Source organism: Micromonospora sp. CMU55-4, assembly GCF_011602315.1.
Lineage (GTDB): Bacteria > Actinomycetota > Actinomycetes > Mycobacteriales > Micromonosporaceae > Micromonospora > Micromonospora chalcea.
Genome location: NZ_JAAOLH010000010.1, coordinates 46564 through 70818, shown reverse-complemented (window position 1 = coordinate 70818; position 24255 = coordinate 46564). Strand labels below are relative to the sequence as shown.

General features: G+C 72.3%; 20 protein-coding genes. 14 read left to right on the top strand and 6 right to left on the bottom strand.

Translation table 11 applies throughout. From position 1 onward, the window contains the following. The first annotated feature begins 87 nt into the window (after positions 1–87). Complete coding sequence (locus tag HA073_RS18480; RefSeq protein WP_166456936.1) at positions 88–1482, top strand: M1 family metallopeptidase; 1395 nt, start codon at positions 88–90, stop codon at positions 1480–1482. 89 nt (positions 1483–1571) lie between these two features. Then, complete coding sequence (locus HA073_RS18475; RefSeq protein ID WP_166456935.1) at positions 1572–3029, top strand: M1 family metallopeptidase; 1458 nt, start codon at positions 1572–1574, stop codon at positions 3027–3029. 4 nt (positions 3030–3033) lie between these two features. Here HA073_RS18475 and HA073_RS18470 read toward each other — a convergent pair whose 3' ends face one another. After that, entirely contained in the window at positions 3034–4134 is a 1101-nt protein-coding gene (locus HA073_RS18470) for an LCP family protein (RefSeq protein WP_166456934.1), read from the bottom strand. A 140-nt stretch (positions 4135–4274) separates the two neighbouring features. Between HA073_RS18470 and HA073_RS18465 the strand changes: the two genes are divergently transcribed. Continuing rightward, positions 4275–5957 carry an FAD-dependent oxidoreductase gene (locus tag HA073_RS18465; RefSeq protein WP_166456933.1) on the top strand — a complete coding sequence of 561 codons (1683 nt, stop codon included), beginning with the start codon at positions 4275–4277 and terminating at the stop codon, positions 5955–5957. Between the two features lie 119 nt (positions 5958–6076). Then, the gene (gene guaA, locus HA073_RS18460) at positions 6077–7633 is read left to right on the top strand and encodes a glutamine-hydrolyzing GMP synthase (RefSeq protein ID WP_043328342.1); all 1557 of its coding nucleotides are present in this window, start codon (positions 6077–6079) and stop codon (positions 7631–7633) included. A gap of 6 nt (positions 7634–7639) precedes the next feature. On the opposite strand, the gene HA073_RS18455 is transcribed toward guaA, so the two are convergent. Then, positions 7640–7951 (bottom strand): PspC domain-containing protein, encoded by a 312-nt coding sequence (locus HA073_RS18455; RefSeq protein WP_166456932.1) that lies wholly within the window; start codon positions 7949–7951, stop codon positions 7640–7642. A gap of 144 nt (positions 7952–8095) precedes the next feature. Between HA073_RS18455 and HA073_RS18450 the strand changes: the two genes are divergently transcribed. The 3 genes from HA073_RS18450 (at position 8096) to HA073_RS18440 (ending at position 11347) form a co-directional block, all read left to right on the top strand. Further along, the gene (locus tag HA073_RS18450) at positions 8096–9043 is read left to right on the top strand and encodes an NUDIX domain-containing protein (RefSeq protein WP_043328344.1); all 948 of its coding nucleotides are present in this window, start codon (positions 8096–8098) and stop codon (positions 9041–9043) included. A 131-nt stretch (positions 9044–9174) separates the two neighbouring features. Continuing rightward, positions 9175–10086 (top strand): NUDIX hydrolase, encoded by a 912-nt coding sequence (locus HA073_RS18445; RefSeq protein ID WP_166456931.1) that lies wholly within the window; start codon positions 9175–9177, stop codon positions 10084–10086. Positions 10087–10432: 346 nt separating this feature from the next. Next, positions 10433–11347, top strand: a complete 915-nt coding sequence (locus HA073_RS18440; RefSeq protein WP_043328345.1) for a phosphatidylcholine/phosphatidylserine synthase — start codon at positions 10433–10435, stop codon at positions 11345–11347. Between the two features lie 56 nt (positions 11348–11403). Here the strand turns inward: HA073_RS18440 and HA073_RS18435 are convergent, their stop codons facing one another. From HA073_RS18435 to HA073_RS18425, 3 genes are all read right to left on the bottom strand, one after another. Continuing rightward, complete coding sequence (locus HA073_RS18435; protein ID WP_043330939.1) at positions 11404–12651, bottom strand: phosphatidylserine decarboxylase; 1248 nt, start codon at positions 12649–12651, stop codon at positions 11404–11406. Positions 12652–12810: 159 nt separating this feature from the next. Next, positions 12811–13212 (bottom strand): hypothetical protein, encoded by a 402-nt coding sequence (locus tag HA073_RS18430; RefSeq protein ID WP_043328346.1) that lies wholly within the window; start codon positions 13210–13212, stop codon positions 12811–12813. Beyond that, entirely contained in the window at positions 13209–15056 is a 1848-nt protein-coding gene (locus tag HA073_RS18425; protein ID WP_069087930.1) for a PspC domain-containing protein, read from the bottom strand. Before HA073_RS18425 ends, HA073_RS18430 begins: the two co-directional genes overlap by 4 nt. A 155-nt stretch (positions 15057–15211) precedes the next feature. Here HA073_RS18425 and HA073_RS18420 point away from each other — a divergent pair, with 155 nt between their 5' ends. The 7 genes from HA073_RS18420 to HA073_RS18390 all read left to right on the top strand — a co-directional run bounded on the left by HA073_RS18420 (position 15212) and on the right by HA073_RS18390 (position 23584). Then, complete coding sequence (locus tag HA073_RS18420) at positions 15212–16483, top strand: ATP-binding protein (protein WP_082930979.1); 1272 nt, start codon at positions 15212–15214, stop codon at positions 16481–16483. A gap of 1 nt (position 16484) precedes the next feature. After that, entirely contained in the window at positions 16485–17162 is a 678-nt protein-coding gene (locus HA073_RS18415) for a response regulator transcription factor (protein ID WP_030501521.1), read from the top strand. 583 nt (positions 17163–17745) lie between these two features. Beyond that, on the top strand, positions 17746–19389 hold the full coding sequence (locus tag HA073_RS18410; RefSeq protein WP_043328348.1) for an ABC transporter substrate-binding protein: 1644 nt from the start codon (positions 17746–17748) through the stop codon (positions 19387–19389). 146 nt (positions 19390–19535) lie between these two features. Further along, positions 19536–20462, top strand: a complete 927-nt coding sequence (locus HA073_RS18405; RefSeq protein WP_013288523.1) for an ABC transporter permease — start codon at positions 19536–19538, stop codon at positions 20460–20462. Between the two features lie 75 nt (positions 20463–20537). Further along, on the top strand, positions 20538–21521 hold the full coding sequence (locus HA073_RS18400) for an ABC transporter permease (protein WP_043328349.1): 984 nt from the start codon (positions 20538–20540) through the stop codon (positions 21519–21521). Positions 21522–21546: 25 nt separating this feature from the next. Then, on the top strand, positions 21547–22575 hold the full coding sequence (locus tag HA073_RS18395) for an ABC transporter ATP-binding protein (RefSeq protein WP_043328350.1): 1029 nt from the start codon (positions 21547–21549) through the stop codon (positions 22573–22575). Then, the gene (locus HA073_RS18390; protein WP_043328351.1) at positions 22568–23584 is read left to right on the top strand and encodes an ABC transporter ATP-binding protein; all 1017 of its coding nucleotides are present in this window, start codon (positions 22568–22570) and stop codon (positions 23582–23584) included. The genes HA073_RS18395 and HA073_RS18390 overlap by 8 nt, the downstream gene beginning before the upstream one ends. 73 nt (positions 23585–23657) lie before the next feature. On the opposite strand, the gene HA073_RS18385 is transcribed toward HA073_RS18390, so the two are convergent. Next, complete coding sequence (locus tag HA073_RS18385) at positions 23658–24011, bottom strand: chorismate mutase (RefSeq protein ID WP_043328352.1); 354 nt, start codon at positions 24009–24011, stop codon at positions 23658–23660. Between the last annotated feature and the right edge of the window lie 244 nt (positions 24012–24255).

The following is a 24255-nucleotide window of genomic DNA, read 5'->3' as shown; positions in this document are numbered from 1 at the left end:
CACCGGCTGAGCACCGCATGACGGCGCGGGCGGCGGCCCGGACGTGTTCCGGCCCCGCCCGCGCCGTCGCGCGTCTAGGCTCGCCGGGTGAGACGGGGGCGGATCTGGGCGGCAGGGCTGGTGGCGGCGGCGCTCGCGGTGAGCGGATGCACGGGCGGCGACGACAACGGGTTCCGGCCGGGCGCGGCGGACGCCGGTGACCCGTATGTGCCGGGGGCCGGCAACGGCGGCTACGACGTGGGCCACTACGCGCTCGACGTGCGCTACGACCCGGCCGGCGACAGGCTCGCCGGCACCGCCACGCTGACCGCCACCACCACCCGTGCGCTGTCCCGGTTCCAGCTCGACCTGGCCGGGCTGGACGTCGAGCGGGTCCGGGTGGACGGGGAGGCGGCCGAGCACCGCCACGACGGCGCCGAGCTGATCGTCACCCCGCCGCGCGGGCTGCCGTCGGGAAAGCGGCTCACCGTCGAGGTGACGTACGGCGGGGTGCCGCAACCGCTGCCGAACGCCGAACTCGGCGACGGCGGCTTCCACGCCACACCGGACGGCGCGATCGCGCTCGGCCAGCCGGAGTCGGCGAGCACCTGGTACCCGGTCAACGACCACCCGTCGGACAAGGCGACCTACGACTTCACGATTACCGTGCCGGACGGGCTCGCCGCGCTCGCGAACGGCGTGCCGGAGGGCAAGACCTCAAGCGGCGGCTGGACCACCTGGCGCTGGTCGGAGCGCGCGCCGATGGCCAGCTACCTGAGCACGCTGGTGATCGGCGACTACCGGGTCAGCACCGGCACGCACGCGGGCAAGCCGCTGGTCACCGCCGTCGCCGAGGCGCTGCCCGCGGACGGGCCGGCCGCTGCGTCGGTGGCCCGCACCGGCGAGATCGCCGACTTCCTGGCCGAGCGTTTCGGCCCGTACCCGTTCGAGGCGTACGGCGGGATCGTGGTGGCCGACGAGCGCATCCGGTACGCGCTGGAGACGCAGAGCCGGCCGGTCTACGGGCCGGGCTTCTTCCGGGGCGACCGCCCGAACACCGAAGTGGTCGCGCACGAGCTGGCCCACCAGTGGTTCGGCGACAGCGTCTCGGTGGCCCGGTGGAGCGACATCTGGCTCAACGAGGGCTTCGCCACGTACGCCGAATGGCTCTGGGCCGAGCACGACGGCGGCCGGACGGTGGCGCAGACGGTCGCCGAGCGGTACGCGGACACCGACTGGTCGAAGCCCACTGTCGACCCGGGCCGGTCCGGGATGTTCGGCGACGCGGTCTACCAGCGGGGCGCGCTCGCGGTGCACGCGCTGCGCCGCGCGGTCGGCGACGAGACGTTCTACCGGGTGCTGCGCGGCTGGCTGGCGCAGCACCGCAACGGCAACGTCACCACCGCCGACTTCGTCGGGTACGCCGAACGCACGTCGGGGCGGCCGTTGCGGACGCTGCTGGACGCCTGGCTGGTCGGCGCGACGCCACCGGGACTGCCGTGACGTGGGCGTGACCGCCGCTGGGTAGGCTGCCGCGGGCGGAGCGGCCCGTGGGCGGGGCCGCTGTTCGGGACCCCGGAGGGATCGAGGCGATGACGCGGCGCGGCGGACGACGACGGCTCGGGCTGCTGGCCTGCACGACGCTGCTGGTGGCCGGCTGCGGCTCGGCCGAGCCGGACCCGGGACCGGCGTCTCCCACCACCGCCGCCCCGGCGGCCACGCGCAGCTTCGCGGCGGGCGCGGCCGGCGCGGGCGACCCCTACTTCCCGAGCTACGGCAACGGTGGCTACGACGTCGCGCACTACACGGTGAAGGTGCGCTACGACCCGGAGACGGACAAGCTCAGCGGCACCGCCACGCTGCGCGCCACCGCGACCGCGAACCTGTCCGCGTTCAACCTGGACCTGGCCGGGCTGACCGTCCGCTCGGTGACTGTGGACGGCGCCGCCGCCCGGCACAGCCGTACCGGCAACGAACTGGTGGTCACCCCGGCCACCGGGCTGACCTCCGGCAACGGGTTCACCGCCGAGATCCGGTACGACGGGCGGCCGGAGCCGCTGCGTACCGAGTCGCTGGGCGAGGGCGGCTGGCTGCACACCTCGGACGGGGCGATCGCGCTCGGTCAGCCGGAGTCGGCGAGCACCTGGTTCCCGGTGAACGACCACCCGTCGGACAAGGCGACCTACGACTTCGAGATCACCGTCCCGAAGGGACTGACGGCGGTCTCCAACGGCGTGCCGAAGGGGAAGTCGACAAGCGGCGACTGGACCACCTGGAAATGGTCGGAGGGCGCGCCGGCGGCCAGCTACCTGACCACCGTGGCGATCGGGAAGTTCCGGGTCACCACCGGCGAGCACAAGGGGCGGCCGGTGTACAGCGCGGTCACCACGCAGCTGCCCCAGGGCGCCCCGGACCGGTCGATCGCGCGTACCGTCGAGGTCGCCGACTACCTGGAGAGCGTCTTCGGGCCGTACCCGTTCGACTCGTACGGCGGCGTGGTGATCGACGACGACCGGATCCGGTACGCGCTGGAGACGCAGAGCCGTCCGGTCTACTCGGCCAGCTTCTTCCGGCAGGGCGACAACACCGGCGTGGTCGCGCACGAGCTGGCCCACCAGTGGTATGGCAACAGCGTGTCGATCCAGCGCTGGCAGGACATCTGGCTCAACGAGGGGCTGGCCACGTACGCCGAGTGGCTGTGGGCCGAGCACAGCGGCTCGACCACCGTGCAGCGCACGTTCGAGCAGAAGTACGCGAACGCCGGCTCGCAGGTGTGGCGGACGCCGCCGGGCAAGCCGGGGGTGGAGAACCTGTTCAGCCGCTCGGTCTACGACCGGGGCGGGATGACTGTGCACGCGCTGCGGGTGGCGGTGGGCGACACCGCGTTCTTCACCGTCCTGCGTACCTGGGCGGCGGAGCGGAAGAACGGCAACGCCACCACAGCCGACTTCGTCGCGCTGGCCGAGCGGGTCTCGGGCAAGAAGCTGGCGAAGGTCTTCGACCCGTGGCTGTACGGCACCGAGCGCCCGCCCGCCCCGAAACCGCTGTAGGTCCTCAGTTCTTGACGCGCAGCGACGGGTGGGCGGTCAGGAAGGCGTCGGCCCGCCCGTCGCGCAGCGCGGTGAGGAAGTCGCGGCCCAGCGGCTTGAGCTGCTCGCCCCGGTACGCGCCGCCGCTGCTCACCCCGGCGCCGGGCAGCACGACGAGCGTGAGCCGGTCGGCGGGCAGGCCACCGAGGGCGTACGCGAAGTCGACCAGGTTGCGGCCGCCTCCGGCGTACACCAGGGTCTTGCCGAGCGCGGCGACCACCTGCTCGACCCGCTGCGGGTCGCGCGCGGTGCCCTGGTCGACGATCTTGCGGGCCAGCGCCCGGAGCAGTTGCTGCTGGTGCCGCTGCCGGGTGTAGTCGCCGCCCGCGGTGTAGCGCTGCCGCGCGTAGTCCAGCGCCTGCCAGCCGGTCAGGTGGCGGGTGCCCTTCTCGTAGACCATCTGCGGCCCGGTGTAGCCGCCGCCGGTCAGCGTCCGCATGGTGCCGTCCGGGCGGCGGTGCCGGGACTCGACCCGCTGGTCGACGTAGAGGTCCACCCCGCCGAGCGTGTCCACCAGCTTGTCGAAGCCGCCGAACGTGATCACCGCGCCGGCGTCGATGCGCAGCCCGGTGTAGCGGGAGACGGTGGTGCGCAGCAGCTCGTACCCCTGGGCGGTGCTGGGGTTGGCCTTGTCGCCCGGCACCCGGCTGCCGTAGCTCATCGCGTGGGTGAGCTTGGTCCGGCCGCCCGGGTAGCGCGCCTTCGGGTAGGCGGGGATGTCCACCACCAGGTCGCGGGGGAGCGAGAACAGGTACGCCCGGTCCAGCCCGGCGGGTACGTGCAGCAGCAGCACCGCGTCGGCGTGCGGCTCCCAGCCGGGGATGCTGACCCGGGTGTCGACGCCGACGAGCAGCAGGTTGAGCGGGCCTTTCAGGTCGGCGCCGGGCGGCGGCGTCGGGCTGGCGGTGGTCGGGGCGGGCGTCGGCGAGGCCGGTGGCGTGGTGCTCGGGCCGGCGGCCGGGGCGGCCGGACGGTTCGCCACCAGCCGGGTGGTCACCACCGCTCCGGTGGCGACCAGCAGCGCGGCCACCAGCGCGGCCAGGCCCAGCAGGCGTCGTCTCGTCACGTTCGTGCCTCCCCGTGTGATTCGACGCGCCAGGAGGGCCCAGAGGTTGCAGTGGTGGGAATCCCGGCGATCGAGCGCTCTGCATGATGTGCGAAAAGGTCTCGTTGGCGCTATAGCTACTCGTCGGTAATGATGCGTCCATGCGCTACGACGTGGTCGTCATCGGGTCCGGGTTCGGCGGCAGCGTCACCGCGCTGCGGCTGGCCGAGAAGGGTTACTCGGTCGGCGTCCTGGAGGCCGGGCGGCGCTTCGCCGACGACGAGTTCCCGCGTACGTCCTGGCGGGCGCGACGGTTCCTCTGGGCGCCCCGGCTCGGCTGCTTCGGGCTCCAGCGGATCACGCTGCTGCGCTCGGCCGACCGCAAGGCCGGCGGCGGCGTGCTCGTGCTCTCCGGCGCCGGGGTGGGCGGCGGCTCGCTCGTCTACGCGAACACGCTCTACGAGCCGCTCGACGCGTTCTACGCCGACCCGCAGTGGCGCGACATCACCGACTGGCGCGACGAACTGGCCCGCCACTACGACCAGGCGAAGCGGATGCTCGGCGTCACCACGTACCCGATCGACACCCGCGCGGACCAGGCCGTCCGCGCGGTGGCCGAGCGGATGGGGGTGGCGCACACCTACCACCCGACGCCGGTCGGCGTGCACATCGGGCGGCCGGGCGAGCGGGTGGCCGACCCGTACTTCGGCGGGGCCGGCCCGGACCGCACCGGATGCAGCCACTGCGGGTCGTGCATGACCGGCTGCCGGCACGGCGCCAAGAACACGCTCGTGAAGAACTACCTCTGGCTGGCCGAGCGGCTCGGCGTGCAGGTGCACCCGCTGACCACCGTGACCGCCGTCCGCCCCGACCCGGCCGGCGGCTACGCGGTGCACACCGAACGCACCGGCGCCTGGCTGCGCAAGCGGCGCGAGGTGATCCACGCCGACCAGGTCGTCTTCGCGGCCGGCGCGCTCGGCACCCAGCGGCTGCTGCACGAGATGAAGGCGACCGGCGCGCTGCCGGCGCTCTCGCCCCGCCTCGGCGAGCTGACCCGCACCAACTCCGAGGCCATCCTCGGCGCCTCGGTGGCGCCCGGCGCGGCCCGGAAGCGCGGCCTCGACTTCACCGAGGGGGTGGCGATCACCAGCTCGTTCCACCCCGACCCGCAGACCCACATCGAGCCGGTCCGGTACGGCAAGGGCTCCAACGCGATGGGCCTGCTCCAGTCCTTGCTGGTAGACGGCGGTCCCCGCCGCGCCCGGCGCTGGCTGGGCAGCATCGTCCGGCAGCCCCTGCTGGCGGCGCGGATGCTGTCGGTACGCCGCTGGTCCGAGCGCACCGTGATCGCGCTCGTCATGCAGTCGGTCGACAACTCGCTGACCACCCGCTACCGCCGGGGCCGGCTGGTCTCCGGCCCCGGCCACGGCGCGCCCAACCCGACCTGGATCCCGGCCGGCAACACGGCGGCCCGGCTGCTCGCCGAGGAGATCGGCGGCACCCCGGGCGGGGCGGTCACCGAGCCGTTCAACATCCCGGTGACCGCGCACATCCTCGGCGGCGCGGTCATCGGCGCCTCCCCGGACGACGGTGTCATCGACCCCTGGCACCGGGTGTACGGCCACCCGGGGCTGCACGTGGTGGACGGTGCGGCGGTCTCGGCGAACCTGGGCGTCAACCCGTCGCTGACGATCACCGCGCAGGCCGAGCGGGCCATGTCGTACTGGCCGAACAAGGACGAGGCGGACCCGCGCCCGGCGCTCGGCTCGCCGTACACCCGGGTCGCGCCGGTCCCGCCGCGGCGGCCCGCCGTCCCCGCGCACGCCCCCGCCGCCCTGCGGTGAAAGGAAGGGCCCCTTCTTAACGCCTCCGGTAGAGGAAGGGGCCCCTGTTAACACATTCACCCCGCCACACCGCCGGGGCGCGTCCGCGCGCCCGGTGACTGTCGGTAGGCTTTGCGCACATGAGCACGCCTCGCCCCGTCCTCGTGGTGGACTTCGGAGCCCAGTACGCCCAGCTCATCGCGCGCCGCGTCCGCGAGGCGAAGGTCTACTCGGAGATCGTCCCGCACTCCATGCCGGTGTCCGAGATGCTGGCGAAGAACCCCGCCGCGATCATCCTGTCCGGCGGTCCGGCCAGCGTGTACGCGCCGGACGCGCCGCAGATCGACGCCGGCGTGTTCACCGCCGACGTGCCGGTCTTCGGCATCTGTTACGGCTTCCAGGCCATGGCCCAGGCGCTCGGTGGCACCGTCGCGCGCACCGGCAACCGCGAGTACGGCGGCACCCCGCTGCGCCCGCGCCTGACCGAGCCCGGCGTGCTGCTGCGCGACCTCCCGGCCGACCTGCCGGTCTGGATGAGCCACGGCGACTGCGTCACCGAGGCGCCGGAGGGCTTCACCGTCACCGCCGAGTCGGCGGGCGCCCCGGTCGCCGCGTTCGAGGACCTGGCCGGCCGCCGCGCCGGCGTGCAGTTCCACCCGGAGGTCGGGCACACCGCACACGGCCAGGAGATGCTCACCCGCTTCCTGTACGACATCGCCGGCATCGAACCGACGTGGACGCCGTCGAACATCATCGACGAGCAGGTCGCCCGGATCCGCGAGCAGATCGGCGACAAGGAGGTCATCTGCGGCCTCTCCGGCGGTGTCGACTCGGCGGTCGCCGCGGCGCTCGTGCACCGTGCCGTGGGCGACCAGCTCACCTGCGTGTTCGTGGACCACGGCCTGCTGCGGGCCGGTGAGGCCGAGCAGGTCGAGAAGGACTACGTCGCCGCCACCGGCATCAAGCTGAAGGTGGTCGACGCCCGGGAGCGGTTCCTAGGCGCGCTGGCCGGGGTGACCGACCCGGAGCAGAAGCGCAAGATCATCGGCCGGGAGTTCATCCGGGTCTTCGAGGCCGCCGCCCGGGAGATCGCGGCGCACGGCGACGTGGAATACCTGGTGCAGGGCACGCTCTACCCGGACGTGGTGGAGTCCGGCGGCGGCACCGGCACCGCCAACATCAAGAGCCACCACAACGTCGGCGGCCTCCCCGAGGACCTGAAGTTCTCACTGGTCGAGCCGCTGCGCACGCTGTTCAAGGACGAGGTTCGCACGATCGGCCTGGAGCTGGGCCTGCCCGAGGCGATGATCTGGCGGCACCCGTTCCCCGGCCCGGGCCTGGCCATCCGGATCATCGGCGCGGTCGACGAGGAGCGTCTCGCCGTGCTCCGCAAGGCCGACCTGATCGCCCGGCAGGAGCTGACCACTGCCGGCCTGGACCGGGGCGTCTGGCAGTTCCCGGTGGTGCTGCTGGCCGACGTCCGCAGCGTCGGGGTGCAGGGTGACGGGCGCACCTACGGTCACCCGGTGGTGCTGCGCCCGGTCTCCAGCGAGGACGCGATGACCGCCGACTGGTCCCGGCTGCCCTACGACGTGGTGGCCCGGATCTCCACCCGGATCACGAACGAGGTCGCCGAGGTCAACCGCGTGGTCCTGGACGTGACGAGCAAGCCGCCGGGCACCATCGAGTGGGAGTGACGCCGCTCAGGCCGCGGGCGGCGGTCCGGCGTCCGGCCCGGTCGGCGGGACCGGCGGCCACCCGGGCGCGGTGCCCGGCGGGTGCGGCCAGGCGGGCGCGCCGGCCGGCTCCTCGGGCATCAGGAACCACATGATCGGGTACGCGAGCGCGGCGAGCCCGCCGGTGAGCACCGTGGCGGTCGCGAAGATCACCCGGATCAGTGTGGGGTCGGCGGCGAAGTAGCGGCCGAGGCCGCTCGCCACGCCGGCGATCATGCGGTCGCTGATCGGGCGGCGGAGCTGCTTGTACGGGGCGTGGGAGGGATTCGGAGAGGTCATGTCTCCACGGTCCCGCGCGCCGCGGCGGGCGACCTCGGTGACCGCCCGGAGCCCTACCCTGATGCGTCCCTGAGACGCCAGCGAAGAGTCAGGAATCTGACTCTTTTCGATCCCGGTAACCCGCTCCGGGGAGAATTTGATCCCGTGACCACCTCGCTGGAGCCGCTCCGCAGGATCGCGGCATACGCAGTTTGTGCTGATTCAAACGGCCGAGTGTTGCTGGTCCGCGCATCGGAGCGCTCCGGCACCCCCGGCACCTGGTCGCTCCCCGGAGGAGCGGTCGACCACGGTGAGGACCCCAAGCACACAGTCGTCCGGGAGACCGCGGCCGAGACCGGGCTCTCGGTCGCCGTCGCCGGCCTCCAGGACGTGCTCGCCGACATGCGGGCCCTGCCCGAGCGGCGCATCACGATCCACACCGACCGCCTCCTCTACACCGTCTCGGTACGCGGCGGGACGCTCACCGAGCGGATCGACCGCCCGACCGACCTGGCCCGCTGGTTCACCCTCGACGAGGCCCGGGAGCTGCCGCTGCGGTCGTTCACCGCGCGTGCGCTGGGCCTGCCCACCTCCACCGACGACATCGTGCCGGAGGAGGTGCCCGAGTTCCCCTCGTTCTACGCCGTGCCCGGCCCGGACGGGCTGCACCGGGCGCAGCGCTTCGCCGCGTACGCGGTGGTGACCGACCCGGAGGAGCGCGTGCTGCTGACCCGGGTGTCCGACGGCTACCCGGGCGCCGGTTGCTGGCACCTGCCCGGTGGCGGCACCGACTACGGCGAGCAGCCGGGCGCGGCGCTGATCCGGGAGCTGGTCGAGGAGACCGGGCAGACCGGCCGCCTGGTCGAGCTGCTCGGCGTGGCCAGCCACCGGGACGCCGCCTCGCTCGGCCCGGAGGGCTACCCGATCGACTGGCACGGCGTACGCGCCTTCTACCGGGTTGTGGTCGACCAGCCGGCGCCGCCCACGGTGGCCGACGTCGGCGGCTCCACCTGCGAAGCCCGCTGGTTCCGGCGCGAGGAACTCGGCGCCCTGCCCACCGACCGCCTCACCGAGGTGACCGCCGAGGCGGTCCAGGCCGCCCATCTCCTCTAGACCCACCCGACCCGCTCACACCCGCGCCCCACTCCGGCGATCATGAAGTTGACGGCGGGAAATGTCCGCCGCGGTACCGCTAACCTCATGATCGACGGAGTGGGGCGCTCGGGTGCGGGGGAGTGGTGCGGGTGGAGCAGCAGCGGCGGGTCGGGGCGTACGGGATGCTGCGGGACTCCGAGGGGCGGGTGCTGCTGGCGCGTGGCTCGGCGCAGTGCCCGTACCCGGGGGTGTGGCAGCTGCCCGGCGGTGGCGTCGAGCACGCGGAACACCCGGCCGACGCGGTGGTCCGCGAGTTCGCCGAGGAGACCGGGTTGACCGTCGCGCCCGGCGCGATCCGGGCCGCCGTCGCCGACGTGACCGCGTTCCGCGCCGAGAACGTCGCGATGCACACCGACCGGCTGATCTTCGACGTCGAGGCGCGCGGCGGGCGGCTGCGACCCGAGCCCGCCGGCGGCACCGACGAGGTGGGCTGGTTCACCCCGGAGGAGGCGGCGGGCCTCCCGCTGATGGTGTTCACCGCCGAGCTGCTCGGCCTGCCGGTGACTCCGCTGCCGGCCGACATGCCCCGCGGGCTGCCCGTCGACCCGGCCGGGCCGGCCGTCGACCGACGGCAGCGCTTCGCCGCGTACGGGCTGGTCACCGATCCGGCCGACCGGGTGCTGCTCACCATGATCGCCGACGGCTACCCGGGCGCGGGCCGCTGGCACCTGCCCGGCGGCGGCACCGACCACGGCGAGCAGCCGGCCACCGGGCTGCTGCGTGAGCTGGTCGAGGAGGCCGGACAGCTGGGCCGGGTGGTCGACCTGATGGCGGTGGACAACCTGCACAACCCGGCCGCGCTCGGCCCGGAGGGCCGGCCGCTGGACTGGCACGGCATCCGGGTGATCTACCGGGTACGCGTGGACGCGCCGACCGAGGCGGTGGTGACCGAGCTGGCCGGTGGCTCCACCGCCCGGGCGGCCTGGTTCGCGCCGGAGCAGGTCGGCGGCCTGTCGATGACCGACGTGGCGGCCCGCGCCACCGGGCAGCGGGTGAGGTGAATCGCTCGCCGAGCCGCCCTGGGTGACCTCCGGTACAGTCGGAAGGAAGGGTTGGCCGACAAAAACGGACGTTGAAGCCCGAGATGGGAATGATTGAGCGGTTCGTGCGGTTAAGGGAGATATAAGTACCGCCGGCAGCTATCGCCAAGCCCCTGTTCCCTGTGCAATGGTGTACTCCGCAAAAGGGCTGCCGGACCCGAAAGGTCCGGCACGAGACAGCCGGACACCCGCCCCGTCGAGGGCGGCCAGCCGATCCGGTGATGGAGGAAACGTGCCGAGAGCCCCATGGCGCCGGCGTCGTACGACTGACAGTCCGCGCCCCGCAGGGCGTCGCTGGGCGGGCCGGTTGCGCCGCAGCAGCACGTTCGCCCGCCAGGTGCTGCTGGTCCGGGTGGGCCGCCGGGACGGCGCGGCCGTTCCGGGGACCGACCTGGTCACCCCCGACCACCGTTACGCAGACCGCCAGCGTCTCCGCTACGGCCGGCTCGACACCGACATCGAGGTGGTACGCCCGGTCAGCCCGGCGCTCGCCCCGGCCGCCCCGGTCGACGACGAGTCATCGGCGATGTCGATCCCGCTCCTGCCGGGTGAGCGCACCGCCGCCCGCCGGGTCAAGTTCGCGCTCGTCAACGCGTGCACGCTGAGCAGCCTCATGCTCGGCATGCTGGCCATCTTCCTGGCCATGCGCGGTGACGTGCAGATCGCCGCGATCTGCCTGATCGCGTGCGTCGCGTTCGACGGCCTCGACGGCGCGCTGGCCCGCAAGCTCGGCGTGGCCAGCCCGTTCGGCGCGCAGATGGACTCGCTCGCCGACATGTGCTCCTTCGGCCTCGCCGCGCCGGTGGTGGTCTACGCCTCGCTGGCCGGTTCGGTGCCCCCGGCGGCCGCCGCGGTCTCCTGCGCGCTCGTCGCCGCCTGCGCGGCGATCCGGCTCGCCCGGTTCAACGTCTCGCCGAAGGACGGCCGCTTCTTCTGCGGTGTGCCGACCACCATGGCGGCGGCAGTGCTCGCCCTGACCGTGGCCATCGGCGTGCCGGTCCCCGGCCTGGTGATGGTGGCCGGCGTGGCGCTGCTCGCCTTCGCCATGGTGTCGAGCTTCCCGTACGCCAAGCTCGCCCGGCTGCTGAAGCTGCCGCCGTGGCTCTGGCTGGCCCCGGTGATCGGCGCGCTCGTCGACATCCGGCTCACGTTCGCCCTCGTGGTGGTGGGCTACCTGGTCAGCGGGCCGCTGCTCTGGCTGCACCAGCGCCGTACCGCCTGATCCGAGAACGAAGAAGGGGCGCCGCCGCAGCGGCGCCCCTTCTTCGTGTCCGGCGTTCAGCGCCAGCGGGCGATCACCGTCGCGCCGCCGACCACCTTGTCGCCCGGACCGACCAGCGGGTCCGCCGCGTCGGCCGGCAGGTAGACGTCGGTACGCGAGCCGAACCGGATCAGGCCGAAGCGCTCACCCCGGGCCAGCAGCGAACCGACCGGCGCCCGCTGCACGATCCGACGGGCGATCAGCCCGGTGCGCTGCGCCACGACCACGGTGCCGTGGTCGGTGTCCAGCACCGTGTACGCCGCCACGTTGTGCTCGGCATCAGGCTTCATGGCGTTGACGAACCCGCCGTCGGCGACGAAGTAGTCGACCACCTTGCCGGCCACCGGGGCGCGGTTGACGTGCACGTCCAGCACGGACAGGAACACCGCGATCCGCAGCCACTCACCGTCGCCGAAGCGCTCGTCCTGCAGGCGCTGCACGGAGAGCACCTGGCCGTCCGCCGAGGCGACCACTGCCGACGGGTCCTCCGGCACGTCCCGCTCCGGGTCCCGGAAGAACGCGGCCACCGGCGCGGCGGCCAGCGCCGGCAGCAGCCAGAGCTTCGACTTCGGGCGGGCGGCCCGGGCCAGGGCGGCCAGGCCGAGCGTGATGCCGGCGGCGGCCACCCCGTTCGAGTCGATGTGCATGCCCCGGGTCAGCGGCACGCTCGACGGCCGGTACGCCGGGGACAGCGAGGCCGCGAGCGCGACCGGCGCCGGGGTGAACCGCAGGTGGTGCACGCGTACCGGCGGGGTGTTGCGCAGCACCAGGTCGGTGCGGACGCCGTGCAGCACGCCCTGCCGGTCCAGTTCGCCGTCCGCGCCCTCGGTGCGGAACAGCGGCGCGGCGACGCTCAGCACCGCGCCGTCGGCCAGGTATTTCGTCAGCCCGTCCACAGCGGCACGCGCCTGCTCGGCGGTGCCGGTGAACGGCTCGGCGACGACCACCACGGCGGCGGCGTCCGCCTCGGCGAGGGTGTCGACCACCCGTACCCGGTCGGCGACCCAACGGCCCTGCGCGGTGACGTGCTCCCGCAGCGCGGCCGCCGCGGCGCCCTCCGCCGGCACCACTGTGAGCCGGTCGCCGGGTAGCAGCGCCTCGATCGCCGCGGCCAGCACCGCGGACTCCGGAGTCGCGCCGACCAGCAGGCCGGCCTTCGGGTCGTTACGCCGGGCGAACTCGCTGACGAGCGTGCGGGCGGCGCGCTCGCCGATGCGGACCGCACCGGAGGGACCGGTGACGCGCACGGCGGGGGACTGGGTCATGTCGGGCGGGCTCCTGACGAGGTAGCGGACGGACGGGCGGCGGCTCTCCGGCGACCCGGCCGGCGGCTCCGGCGTGGTCGGGTGCGCGGGCCGGCCGGCGGAGGCGAGATCTCCGCCGACCAGCATAGGCCGCGTTCCGAGGGCCCCGCAGTGGCGCGGTCAGGCCGGGTCGCCCGGCGTACGCCGTTCCTCGCGTGTCTCGTCCGCCGGCGGGTCCACCGCCGGCATCTCGCGGGTGGCGGGCCCCGCGTCGTCGGTCGTCGCCTCGGTGGCCCACTCGTCGGCCACGTCGGACGTCGTCTCGCCGTCGCCGGCCGGGCTGTCGTCCCGGTACGGCGCGGAGACCGTCGCCTCCGGCGGCGCGGGCTGCTCCGCGGCCCGCCCCGAGCGCAGCGCGCCGATCAGCCCGAGCAACCCGATCAGGACCAGGCCGCCGGCCAGGAACCAGCCGACCGGAGGTACGGACAGCCCGAGGATGCGGGCCAGCAGCCACCAGACGGACAGGCCGAGGAAGACGAGTCCGAAAGCGAACGACACGATGTCGGTGCGGTGCGCCTTCATCGGGTCACCTCCAGCTTGCCGGCGTTCACGTGGATGTAGAGGCGCAGCTTGCCCCCGCCGGGGCCGTCGGCGCCGGTGTCGGTGCTCTCCCACTGGCGGTTGCCGAGCCCGCCGCTGCGCTTGCCGAAGACCGAGGCGTCACCGGCGTTCACCTCGGCGACGGTTGTCACGTCCACGTCCGGCGGTACGACCACTGTGGCGTTGCCGAGGTTCACGTCGAGGGTCACCTGCACGTCCTGCTTGTCGAAGTTGATCCCACGCAGGTCGAGTACGGCGTCACCGAGGTTGTTCTCGTACCGGTCGGCCAGGTCGCGCAGGTCGGTCGGCGCCCAGGTGACGTTGCCGTCGATGCCGCGCACCCGGTCGTAGGACTCGGCGACGGTGGCGATGCCGAGCGCCGCCGCGGTCACCAGGCCGAGGGCGATGAGCCAGCGGGCCCGGCCGAACCAGGTGCCCACGAGCAGGCCGAGGCCGATGGTGGCGAGCACCGCGGCGAAGTAGCCGGCGGCGCCGACCGGGAAGACGTCGAGCAGGTCGAGCATGGCCACCACGCCCAGCGCCAGGAAGATCAGCGAGAACGTGATCGCGCCGAGCGGGGACCGCTCCTTGGGCCGCTTCGGCGGTCGCGGCGGCCGGCCCGGCGGTGGCGAGGGCGGCGACCCGGCGTACGGGCCGTGCGGGGCGAACGGCGGGCGGTATCCGCCGGGCGGCAGCGGCGCGCCCACCGGCGCGGGGGGCGGCACGGCGGCCGGCTCACCCAGCGGGGCGCCGGTGCCCGGCGCACCCGGCCAGGAGGGCGCCGCGCCGTAGGCCGGCCAGGTGGCGGTGTCCGCGACCGGACCGCTCACCGGGGGCATCGCGGCGGTCGTCGGCTCGGACCAGCCCGGCCGGGTGCCGGCCGCGGCGGGCCAGCCCGGCGCCGGGAGCGTCGGGTAGCTCGTCCCGGCCTCCGGCAGGCCCGGCTCGCGTCCCGGCGTCGCCGGGTGGCCCGGGCCGGACGGGGACGCCGGTTGGTAGCCGGGCTCGGAGGCGGGCGCCGGGGGATAGCCCGGCTCGGTGCGGCCGGCCGGCGGGTAGCCGGGCTCGGCGTGGGCGGCGTACGACGCTGCTTCGGGGCGTACCGGTGGCGTGGTACCGACCGGCGGCGCGGCGGTCCACGGCGGCCCGGCGGCCCCCGCGGTCCACGTGCCGGGGGCCGGCGGCGCGGGCCAGGCCACCGGCGGCACCGGACCCGGCACCGGGCCGGGCGGCGGTGCCGGCTGAGCCGGCTGAGCCGGCCGCTGCCCCGGGCCGCGCTGCTCGCGGTTGAGCAGCAGCGCGCCGCCGATCAGGATCACCGCGCCCAGCAGGATGGCCCGGAACCCGTCGGTGACGACGTAGGCGAAGCCGAGCGCCACCACGATGCCGAGCACGATCACGGTGATCGGGGACATGCTGGACCGGCCGCGGCCGAGCATGGCCTCCACCGGGGAAGCGGTGTCGCCCTCGCCGGGGATGATCAGCCAGCCGGCGACGTACACGATGATGCCGATGCCACCGAAGAAGCCGAGCACGGCCAGCAGCACGCGCCACAGCACCGGGTCGGTGTTCGTGGCCCGGCCGATGGCGGCGCACACCCCGGCCAGGTAGCGGCCTTCGCGAGGGCGCACCAGCCCGTACCGGGTGGTGAAGCCGGCGGCACCCGGCGGCGGGGCGTACCCCCCGGGTGGCGGGCCGGTGAACGGCTCGCCGCCGGGCGGCGTGGTCGCGTGGTCGGTGGGGGGCGCCGACCCCGGTGGGGGCGGCGGCGGGGCGTCCTGTGCTGCCGCCCAGGGGCGGGGCGGACGGGCAGCGTCCTCGGTCATGCCTCCGATACTGCTTGCCCGGCCGCCCGGACTGCCTCAGGACCCGACCCTGACCCCACCCTGAGATCCGCCGGTGGCGAAAGTCCGGGGCGTCCCCGTGGTCCGGGACGTCGCCGCCGTGTGACGATCTGAGCGTCGGCGCCGCCGCCCTCTCCATCTCGACCTGGGAGTTTCCGATCAGCAGCACCCCTGCCCCGCACGCCCCGCGCCTCTACCGGGCCACCGAGCACCGGCTGGCCGCCGGGGTGGCCGCGGGCATCGCCGAGCACCTGGGCATCCCGGTGCTGCGGGTGCGGATGGCGTTCATGGTCCTGCTCGGGCTCAGCGGCCTCGGGCTGCTGCTGTACGCCGCCTTCTGGGCGGTGGTGCCACCCCGCCCCGGCGACACCGCCGTCCCGCCGCGCCGTGACCTGACCCAGCTGCTGCCGTTCGTGGCGATCGGGCTGGGCGTACTGCTGTTGCAGGTCTTCGCCTTCAACTCGGTGGGCGCGGCCGGCACCGCCGGCTGGCTGGTGGCGATCATCGCGGTCGGCGCGGGCGTCATCTGGCACCAGTCCGGGCCGGAGCGGCGCCGGCAGTGGGGCGACGCGGCGGTGCCCTGGCTGGGCGCGGTGGTGGAGGAGACCGACCGGCGCGCGTTCGTGCTGCGCTTCATCGGCGGCGGCGTGCTCGTCGCGGTCGGCATCATCGGCGTGGCGGCCGTCTACTCGCCGGCGCAGAACTTCGACGCGGTGCTCAACGGCGTGATCTTCGCGCTGGTCGGGCTGGCCGGCGTCGGCGTGGTGACCGGCCCAGTGCTCTGGCGGACCTGGAACCAGCTCCGCTCGGAGCGGGAGGGACGCATCCGCGAGCAGGAGCGGGCCGAGCTGGCCGCCATGGTCCACGACCAGGTGCTGCACACGCTGGCCCTGATCCAGCGCAACGCCAGCGACGTCAAGACGGTGCAGCGGCTGGCCCGTGGCCAGGAGCGCTCGCTGCGCAACTGGCTCTACAAGCCGACCGCCTCGCCGACCGAGCGGTTCGCGGCCGCGCTGGAGCAGGCCGCCGCCGAGGTGGAGGACACGTTCGCCATCACTGTCGAGGCGGTGGTCGTCGGCGACCGGGAGACCGACGAGCGGGTCGGCGCGCTCGTGGCCGCCGCCCGGGAGGCCCTGGTCAACGCGGCCCGGCACGCCGGTGTGCAGACCGTGTCGCTCTACGCCGAGGTGGAGCCGGAGCAGGTGAGCGTCTTCGTCCGGGACCGGGGCAAGGGCTTCGACCCGGATACGGTGGAGAATCACCGGCACGGCGTCCGAGGATCGATCATCGGGCGGATGAAGCGGCACGGCGGCCGGGCGGAGATCCGGTCCGAGCCGGGAGAAGGGACCGAGGTCCGGCTGATCCTGCCGATCAGCGGCTCCGGCTCCACGGCGGAAAGGGACAGGTGACATGTCCGAGCAGGAACCGGTCGAGGGCACGGCGCCGCGCGGGCCGCTGCGGGTCTTCCTCGTCGACGACCACGCGATGTTCCGGGCCGGCGTGCGCGCCGAGCTGGGCGCGCGGGTCGAGGTGGTCGGCGAGGCCAGCTCGGTGGCCGAGGCGGTGACCCGGATCGCGGCCACCGCGCCGGACGTGGTGCTGCTCGACGTGCACATGCCCGACGGCGGCGGCCGCGCGGTGCTGGAGGCGATGCGGCGTACCCACCCACAGGTGCGGTTCCTCGCGCTGAGCGTGTCCGACGCCGCCGAGGACGTGATCGGGCTGATCCGGGCCGGCGCGCGGGGCTACGTCACCAAGACGATCTCCCCGGAGGAGCTGACCGACGCGATCCGCCGGGTGGCCGACGGGGACGCCGTGTTCAGCCCCCGGCTGGCCGGGTTCGTGCTTGACGCGTTCGCGTCCCGGCCGGACGCGCCGGTGGCCGACCCCGAGCTGGACCAGCTCACCAACCGGGAGCGCGAGGTGCTCCGGCTGCTCGCCCGCGGGTACGCCTACAAGGAGATCGCCAAGGAGCTGTACATCTCGATCAAGACGGTCGAGACGCACGTCTCCAACGTCCTGCGCAAGCTCCAGATGTCGAACCGGTACGAGCTGTCCCGCTGGGCTGCCGACCGCCGCCTGGTCTGAGCTCACGTCGCTCGGCGACCCCCTGGGAGGCATCGTCCCCCCGGGGGGTCGTTGTTGTCCGCACAGTCGACGTCGGTATCCTCCGGACGGACAAAAAAGCCGCAGCCGTGCGCCCGTTGACGGCCCGGAGCGGGCGCGGTCCACGTCACAGCGCATGCGGGCGGCAGGGATGCCCGTCAACCTCCATGTGCCCGTCTTGCCTGTTCAGGGCCCTATCGTCCGTACGCTTTGTGATCTTTTCTCAAGTATCGGCAACGTGGCGGGCAACTAACGTCTTGATAACGGCACCTTCACGGAAAGGGCCGGTGGGTGTCACAGTGGCAGCACCTCACCCCCCGGTGTGAGGCATCTCGTCGGGCCTGCCGACCACGTGGACGCCGCCACCAGCGTCGCCGCGTGGTTGTCGACCCTGCGCGGTGCCCACGTCCAAGGTGTGGCGCCCGGCGGATCGGTACCCCTGGGGTGTCCCGAAATCCTCTGCGGTAAACCGACGTCCGGCTTGTCCGGGTCGCCGGTGGTGTCACCCCCAAACGTGCGTGAAACCCACGACGGAACCAGGTTAAGAAAGAGGAGGCCCCTCGGAATGAGAGTCTCGAAGCGGGCGAGCGGCGCGCTCGCGGTGGGCGCGGCATTCGCGCTCGTCGCGTCCGGCTGCTCCAGCGGGAACAACGACGGTGGCGACGCCGGCGCCAGCTCGGACGGCGCGATCGTCATCGACGGTACCCAGCCGGAGAACCCCCTGGTTCCGGCGAACACCACCGAGACCGGTGGCGGCGCGATCATCGACTGGATGTGGAGCGGTCTGGTCGAGTACCCCAACAACGGTGGGGCGCCGCAGAACCTGCTCGCCGAGTCGATCGAGACGAGCGACTCGAAGGTCTTCAAGATCAAGATCAAGCAGAACACCAAGTTCCACGACGGCACCACCGTCAAGGCCGAGAGCTTCGTCAAGGCCTGGAACTGGGCGGCGTACGGCCCGAACGGCGCGCAGAACGCCTCCTTCTTCTCCGACATCCAGGGCTTCGACGAGGTCTACACCGAGGACCCGGACGGCCCGGACGGCCCGCAGAAGGCCCCGGAGCCCAAGGCCAAGGACATGTCCGGCCTCAAGGTCGTCGACGACTGGAACTTCGAGGTCACGCTGAACGCGCCGACCGCCGTGTTCCCGACCAAGCTCGGCTACAGCGCCTTCGTGCCGCTGCCGGACGCCTTCTTCTCCACCACCCCGGCGGAGTTCGGCAAGAAGCCGATCGGTAACGGCCCGGTCAAGCTCGTCTCCTGGCAGGACGACGTCGAGATCAAGCTGACCCGCTTCGACGACTACAGCCTGCGCGACAAGATGAAGATCAAGGACGTCACCGTCAAGATCTACCAGGACGACACGGCGGCCTACAACGACCTGCTCGCCGGCAACCTGGACTTCCAGCAGCAGGTTCCGGTCTCCGCGCTGGCCGGTGACAAGTGGAAGACCGACCTGGCCGAGCGGGCCATGTCCTCGACCACCCCGTCGACCGGCATCATCGCCTTCCCGATCTACGACAAGCGCTTCCAGAACCCGAAGCTGCGCAAGGCGATCTCGCTGTCCATCGACCGGCAGGCGATCACCGACAAGATCTTCTTCGGTACCCGTAAGCCGGCCGACAGCTGGGCCAACCCGCTGACCCCGGGCGCCGAGCCGGGCAACTGCACCGCCTGCAAGTTCGACGTGGCCGAGGCCAAGAAGCTCTACGCCGAGTCCGGTGGCTTCCAGGGCAAGCTGACCCTGTCGTACAACGCGGACGCCAGCCACAAGGAGTGGATGGAGGCCGTCGCCCAGCAGATCAAGACCAACCTGGGCATCGACGCGGTCGCCGTCGGCGTGCCGACCTTCGCGGTCTTCCGCGCCAACATCAACGCCTACAAGATGACCGGCGCGTACCGGGCCGGCTGGCAGCAGGACTACCCGGACGTGGAGAACTGGATCAACCCGCTCTACGTCACCGGTGGTTCCTCGAACGACGGCAAGTACAGCAACCCGCAGGTGGACGCCCTCTCGAAGGAGGCCACCGCGGCCCCCAGCATCGAGGAGGCCCACAAGAAGTTCGCTGAGGCCGTCAAGCTGATCGACCAGGACGTTCCGTCGATGCCGATCTACTTCGGTGGCCAGCAGTCCGGCCACTCGGAGAAGATCAAGAAGCTCGAGCTGACCAACGTCGGCGAGCTCGACATCACCTCGGTCGAGCTCTGATCCGAACGCTCTGACCCCGGGTCGGGCTCGCCTACCGGTGAGCCCGACCCGGGGCCGTTCCGCGAGGGGGTGTACAACGAACCCCTCGCAACGTTGTCGCCGCCGCGCCGGCCCGCCCCGGCGCTCCCTGTCTGGAGGACCACCCCATGGGCCGTTATCTCTTGAGACGGCTGCTGCAACTCGTGCCGGTGTTCATCGGTACGACGTTCCTGATCTACTGGCTCGTCTGGTCAGTGCCCGGTGACCCCTTCGCCGGCAAGTGCGGCGACCGCGGTTGCCCGCCGAACTACCGCGCCATGATGACCGAGAAGTACAACCTCGACGAGTCGATCTGGGTGCAGTACGCCAGCTACATGAAGAACCTTCTGCAGGGTGACTTCGGTATCACGTTCGGCGGTCGCGAGATCAGCGACATCATCGCCACGTCGTACCCGAACACCCTGAAGCTGGCGGTGGTCGCCCTCGCCATCGAGGCCGTGATCGGTCTCGGCGCCGGCATCCTCACCGGCCTGCGGCGCAACGGCTTCCTGGACAACCTGGTCCTGGTCTCCACCCTCTTCCTGATCGCCCTCCCGGTCTTCGTCATCGGCTTCGTGCTGCAGTGGCTGCTCGGTGTGAAGTGGGGCATCATCAACCCGACCGTGTCCAACGAGATGCGGTTCAGTGAACTGATCGTGCCGGGCTTCGTGCTCGGAAGCGCATCGATGGCGTACATCGCCCGGGTGGCGCGTACGAGCATCGCCGAGAACCGGCGTGCCGACTACGTCCGCACCGCGATCGCCAAGGGCCTCCCGATGCGCCGCGTGGTCGGCGTGCACCTGCTGCGCAACTCGCTCATCCCGGTGGTCACCCTGCTCGGCACCGACCTCGGCGCGCTGATGGGTGGCGCGATCGTGACGGAGGGCATCTTCGGCATCAACGGCATCGGCCGTCAGGTGCTCCGCTCGATCGTCACCAAGGAGAGCGCTACCGTTGTCGGCATCGTCGTGGTGTTGGTGCTCGTCTATCTCATCATGAACCTGGTGGTGGACCTGCTCTACGCCGCCCTCGACCCGAGGATCCGCTATGAGTGACCGCCGCAGCGTACGAAACGTCCCAGCAGTCTGCGCGGGTAACCACGCCCGCGCCGAGCGCAGCGAGGTACGGGCATGAGTGACCCGAATACCGCGTCGATCGTGTCGACGCCGCCCGCGACCATGCCCACCGAGGCGGGGTCGGGCGCGCCCACCAACGCGGGCCTGCCGGAGAGCGCGAAGCAGAACAAGCCGCGTGGCCTGCTCGGTGACGCCTGGATCGACCTGCGCCGCAAGCCGCTGTTCTGGATCTCGGCGACGATCATCCTGATCTTCCTCGTGATGGCGGCCTTCCCGTGGCTGTTCACCTCCGGCGACGCGGTCAACGGCTCGCTGGACCGCAGCCGGGTCGAGCCGTCGTCGGCCGCCTGGTTCGGCTACGACGTGCAGGGCCGCGACGTCTACGCCCGGGTCATCTACGGCGCCCGCGCCTCGATCGTGGTCGCAGTGGTCTCCACCGTCCTGACGCTGCTCGTCGGCGGCACGATGGGCATCATCGCCGGCTACCGCGGCGGCTGGGTGGACGCGCTGCTGTCCCGTGTCGCGGACATCTTCTTCGGCCTGCCGTTCGTGCTCGGCTCGATCGTCATCCTGACCACGTTCAACGGCTCCGGCACCGACAACGGCGAGTGGACGATCATGGGCCTGGTCATCCTGTCCCTGAGCGTGCTGAGCTGGCCGGTGGTGATGCGGCTGATGCGCTCCTCGGTGCTCGCCACAAAGGAGGCCGACTACATCGTCGCGGCCCGCGCGCTCGGCGCCAGCACCGGCCGGATCATCCTCAAGCACCTGCTGCCGAACTGCCTGGCCCCGCTTCTGGTCTACGGCACGATCATGGTCGGCTCGTTCATCGGCGCGGAGGCCACGCTCTCGTTCCTGGGCATCGGCCTGAAGAGCCCGGTCGTCTCCTGGGGCATCATGATCAGCGAGGCGCAGAACTACATCCGGGTCTCGCCGTACCTGCTGTTCTTCCCCTCCGCGTTCCTCGTCGCCGCAGTGCTGAGCTTCGTCATGCTCGGCGAGGCGGTCCGCGAGGCCCTCGACCCGAAGCTTCGATAGGGGAACTGAGTTGTCCGACATTCTCGTGTCCGAGCAGTCCGCGCCGGGCGCCGACGGATCCGGTCGCCCCTCGGGCCGGCTGCTCGAGGTCGACGACCTTCGGGTGGAGTTCCGTACCCGGGACGGCGTCGCCAAGGTCATCAACGGAGTCACGTACCACGTCGACGCGGGGGAGACCCTCGCCGTGCTCGGCGAATCGGGCTCCGGCAAGAGCGTCACCGCGCAGACCATCATGGGCATCCTGGACACCCCGCCCGGGTTCGTCACCGGCGGCCAGGTCCGCTTCCACGGCAAGGACATGCTCACCATGTCCCCCGAACAGCGGCGGCGGATCCGGGGCGAGGGCATCGCCATGATCTTCCAGGACTCGCTCTCGGCCCTCAACCCGGTTTTCACAGTCGGCTTCCAGATCGCCGAGCAGTTCCGCATCCGGCGCGGCATGAGCCGCTCGGACGCCAAGAAGCGCGCGATCGAGATGCTCGACCAGGTGAAGATCCCCAACGCCAAGGGCCGGTTCAGCAACTACCCGCACCAGTTCTCCGGCGGTATGCGGCAGCGCGCCATGATCGCCATGTCGCTGGCGCTGGACCCCGAGGTGCTGATCGCCGACGAGCCGACCACCGCGCTGGACGTGACCGTGCAGGCCCAGATCATGGACCTGCTCGGTGAGCTCCAGCGGGAACGGCAGATGGGCATGATCCTGATCACCCACGACCTCGGCGTGGTCGCCGACGTCGCGGACCGGATCGCGGTCATGTACGCCGGCCGGATCGTCGAGGAAGCCGACGTCTACGACCTGTACCGCAAGCCGGCACACCCGTACACGCTCGGCCTGCTCAACTCGATCCCGCGGATGGACGAGAAGGGCCAGGAGCTCCGCACGATCAAGGGCCTCCCGCCGAACCTGATGAACATCCCGCCGGGCTGCGCGTTCAACCCGCGCTGCCCGATGGCGCAGCCGGTGTGCCGGGAGAAGGTCCCGCCGCTGCTGCAACTGGGCAACGGCCGGGCCAGCGCCTGCCACTTCGCCGAGGAACTGGTGAACCGTGACTGAGAACATCATCGAGGTTCGTGACCTGGTCAAGCACTACCCCGTGACCCGGGGCGTGGTGTTCAAGAAGACCATCGGCCACGTCAAGGCGGTCGACGGCGTCTCCTTCGACCTCAAGGCCGGCGAGACGCTCGGCGTGGTCGGCGAGTCCGGCTGTGGCAAGTCCACGCTGGCCCGGGTGCTGATGAACCTGGAGAAGCCGACCGGCGGCCAGGTGCTCTACAAGGGCCAGGACATCTCCAAGCTCTCCGGTGGCGCGCTGCGGCGGCTGCGCCGGCAGATCCAGCTGGTGATGCAGGACCCGTACACCTCGCTCAACCCCCGGATGACGGTGGGTGACCTGATCGGCGAGCCGTTCGAGATCCACCCCGAGGTGGCTCCGCGCGGCAGCCGGCGCACCAAGGTCAAGGAGCTGCTCGACCTGGTCGGCCTCAACCCGGAGCACATCAACCGGTACCCGCACCAGTTCTCCGGCGGCCAGCGGCAGCGCATCGGCATCGCCCGGGCGCTCGCGCTGCGGCCCGAGGTGATCGTCTGCGACGAGCCGGTGTCGGCGCTGGACGTCTCCATCCAGGCGCAGGTGATGAACCTGTTGGAAAAGCTCCAGGGCGAGTTCGGCCTGTCGTACGTCTTCATCGCCCACGACCTGTCGGTGGTGCGTCACCTCTCCGACCGGGTCGCGGTGATGTACCTGGGCAAGATGGTGGAGATCGGCACCGAGGACGAGATCTACGAGCGTCCGACCCACCCGTACACCCAGGCGCTGCTGTCGGCGGTGCCGGTGCCCGACCCGACGGTGCGCGAGAGCAAGGCGATCATCCGGCTCCAGGGCGACGTCCCCTCGCCGGTCAGCCCGCCCTCGGGCTGCCGGTTCCGGACCCGGTGCTGGAAGGCGCAGGACGTCTGCGCCCAGGAGGTGCCGCTGCTCCAGATCCGGCCGGGCTCGGACCACCCGAGCGCCTGCCACTTCGCGGAGAAGCGGGAGATCGTCGTCACCCACGACGCGGCCTGACCCGAACCGGACCGCCTGCCGGCGTCAACTCGACGCCGGCAGGCGGTTCGTCGTATCCGGGGGCGTCACGGCGTCACAGCGGGCCGCGACCGGCGCGCAGCAGCAGGAGCGCGAGCTGGGTGCCGTCCGCGCCGAGCTCGGCCCGGAACCGCTCCAGGATCTCCCGTTCGCGGGAGAGCACGAGCCGGGTCCCACCGGAGGCCATCCGGGTCGCGCCGACCTCCTGGGAGAGCGCGGCCCGCTCCTGCCAGAGCGCGATGAGCGTGCTGTCGATCTCGTCGATCCGCCGCCGGATCTCACCGATCCGCTCGGCGGCCGTCGCGTCGTCGGTGCCGGTCCGGGACGCCGCGGCGCCGCTCGGGTCGGCGTCGGCCGGCCGGCCGTTGCGCGCCGGGCTGCCGCTGGACTCCACCACGTCAGTCATCATCGTCGTCCCTCTCGGGGCTCGGGCCCGGTACCCGGATCCCGGGACGGAAACGCCCCGGGCTCTCCGAGCCCGGGGCGTTTCGTAGGTCTGTGATCAGGCGCGACCCACGGCTGCCGGACTCCCGGTGCCGTAGTAAAAGTAGAAGCGCTGATCGAACACGTCGTCGAGTATGCCGACCACCCGGGCGGGCGCGCAAGAAGACGCACCAACAGGTGAGACGTGCCGCCGGGCGCCGACCGGCCGC

Coding starts and splice junctions, on each gene's coding strand:
- HA073_RS18475 (WP_166456935.1), top strand. CDS start 1,572: ATGACGCGGCGCGGCGGACGACGACGGCTCGGGCTGCTGGCCTGCACG.
- HA073_RS18465 (WP_166456933.1), top strand. CDS start 4,275: ATGCGCTACGACGTGGTCGTCATCGGGTCCGGGTTCGGCGGCAGCGTC.
- guaA (WP_043328342.1), top strand. CDS start 6,077: ATGAGCACGCCTCGCCCCGTCCTCGTGGTGGACTTCGGAGCCCAGTAC.
- HA073_RS18455 (WP_166456932.1), bottom strand. CDS start 7,951: ATGACCTCTCCGAATCCCTCCCACGCCCCGTACAAGCAGCTCCGCCGC.
- HA073_RS18435 (WP_043330939.1), bottom strand. CDS start 12,651: ATGACCCAGTCCCCCGCCGTGCGCGTCACCGGTCCCTCCGGTGCGGTC.
- HA073_RS18430 (WP_043328346.1), bottom strand. CDS start 13,212: ATGAAGGCGCACCGCACCGACATCGTGTCGTTCGCTTTCGGACTCGTC.
- HA073_RS18425 (WP_069087930.1), bottom strand. CDS start 15,056: ATGACCGAGGACGCTGCCCGTCCGCCCCGCCCCTGGGCGGCAGCACAG.
- HA073_RS18415 (WP_030501521.1), top strand. CDS start 16,485: ATGTCCGAGCAGGAACCGGTCGAGGGCACGGCGCCGCGCGGGCCGCTG.
- HA073_RS18410 (WP_043328348.1), top strand. CDS start 17,746: ATGAGAGTCTCGAAGCGGGCGAGCGGCGCGCTCGCGGTGGGCGCGGCA.
- HA073_RS18405 (WP_013288523.1), top strand. CDS start 19,536: ATGGGCCGTTATCTCTTGAGACGGCTGCTGCAACTCGTGCCGGTGTTC.
- HA073_RS18400 (WP_043328349.1), top strand. CDS start 20,538: ATGAGTGACCCGAATACCGCGTCGATCGTGTCGACGCCGCCCGCGACC.
- HA073_RS18385 (WP_043328352.1), bottom strand. CDS start 24,011: ATGATGACTGACGTGGTGGAGTCCAGCGGCAGCCCGGCGCGCAACGGC.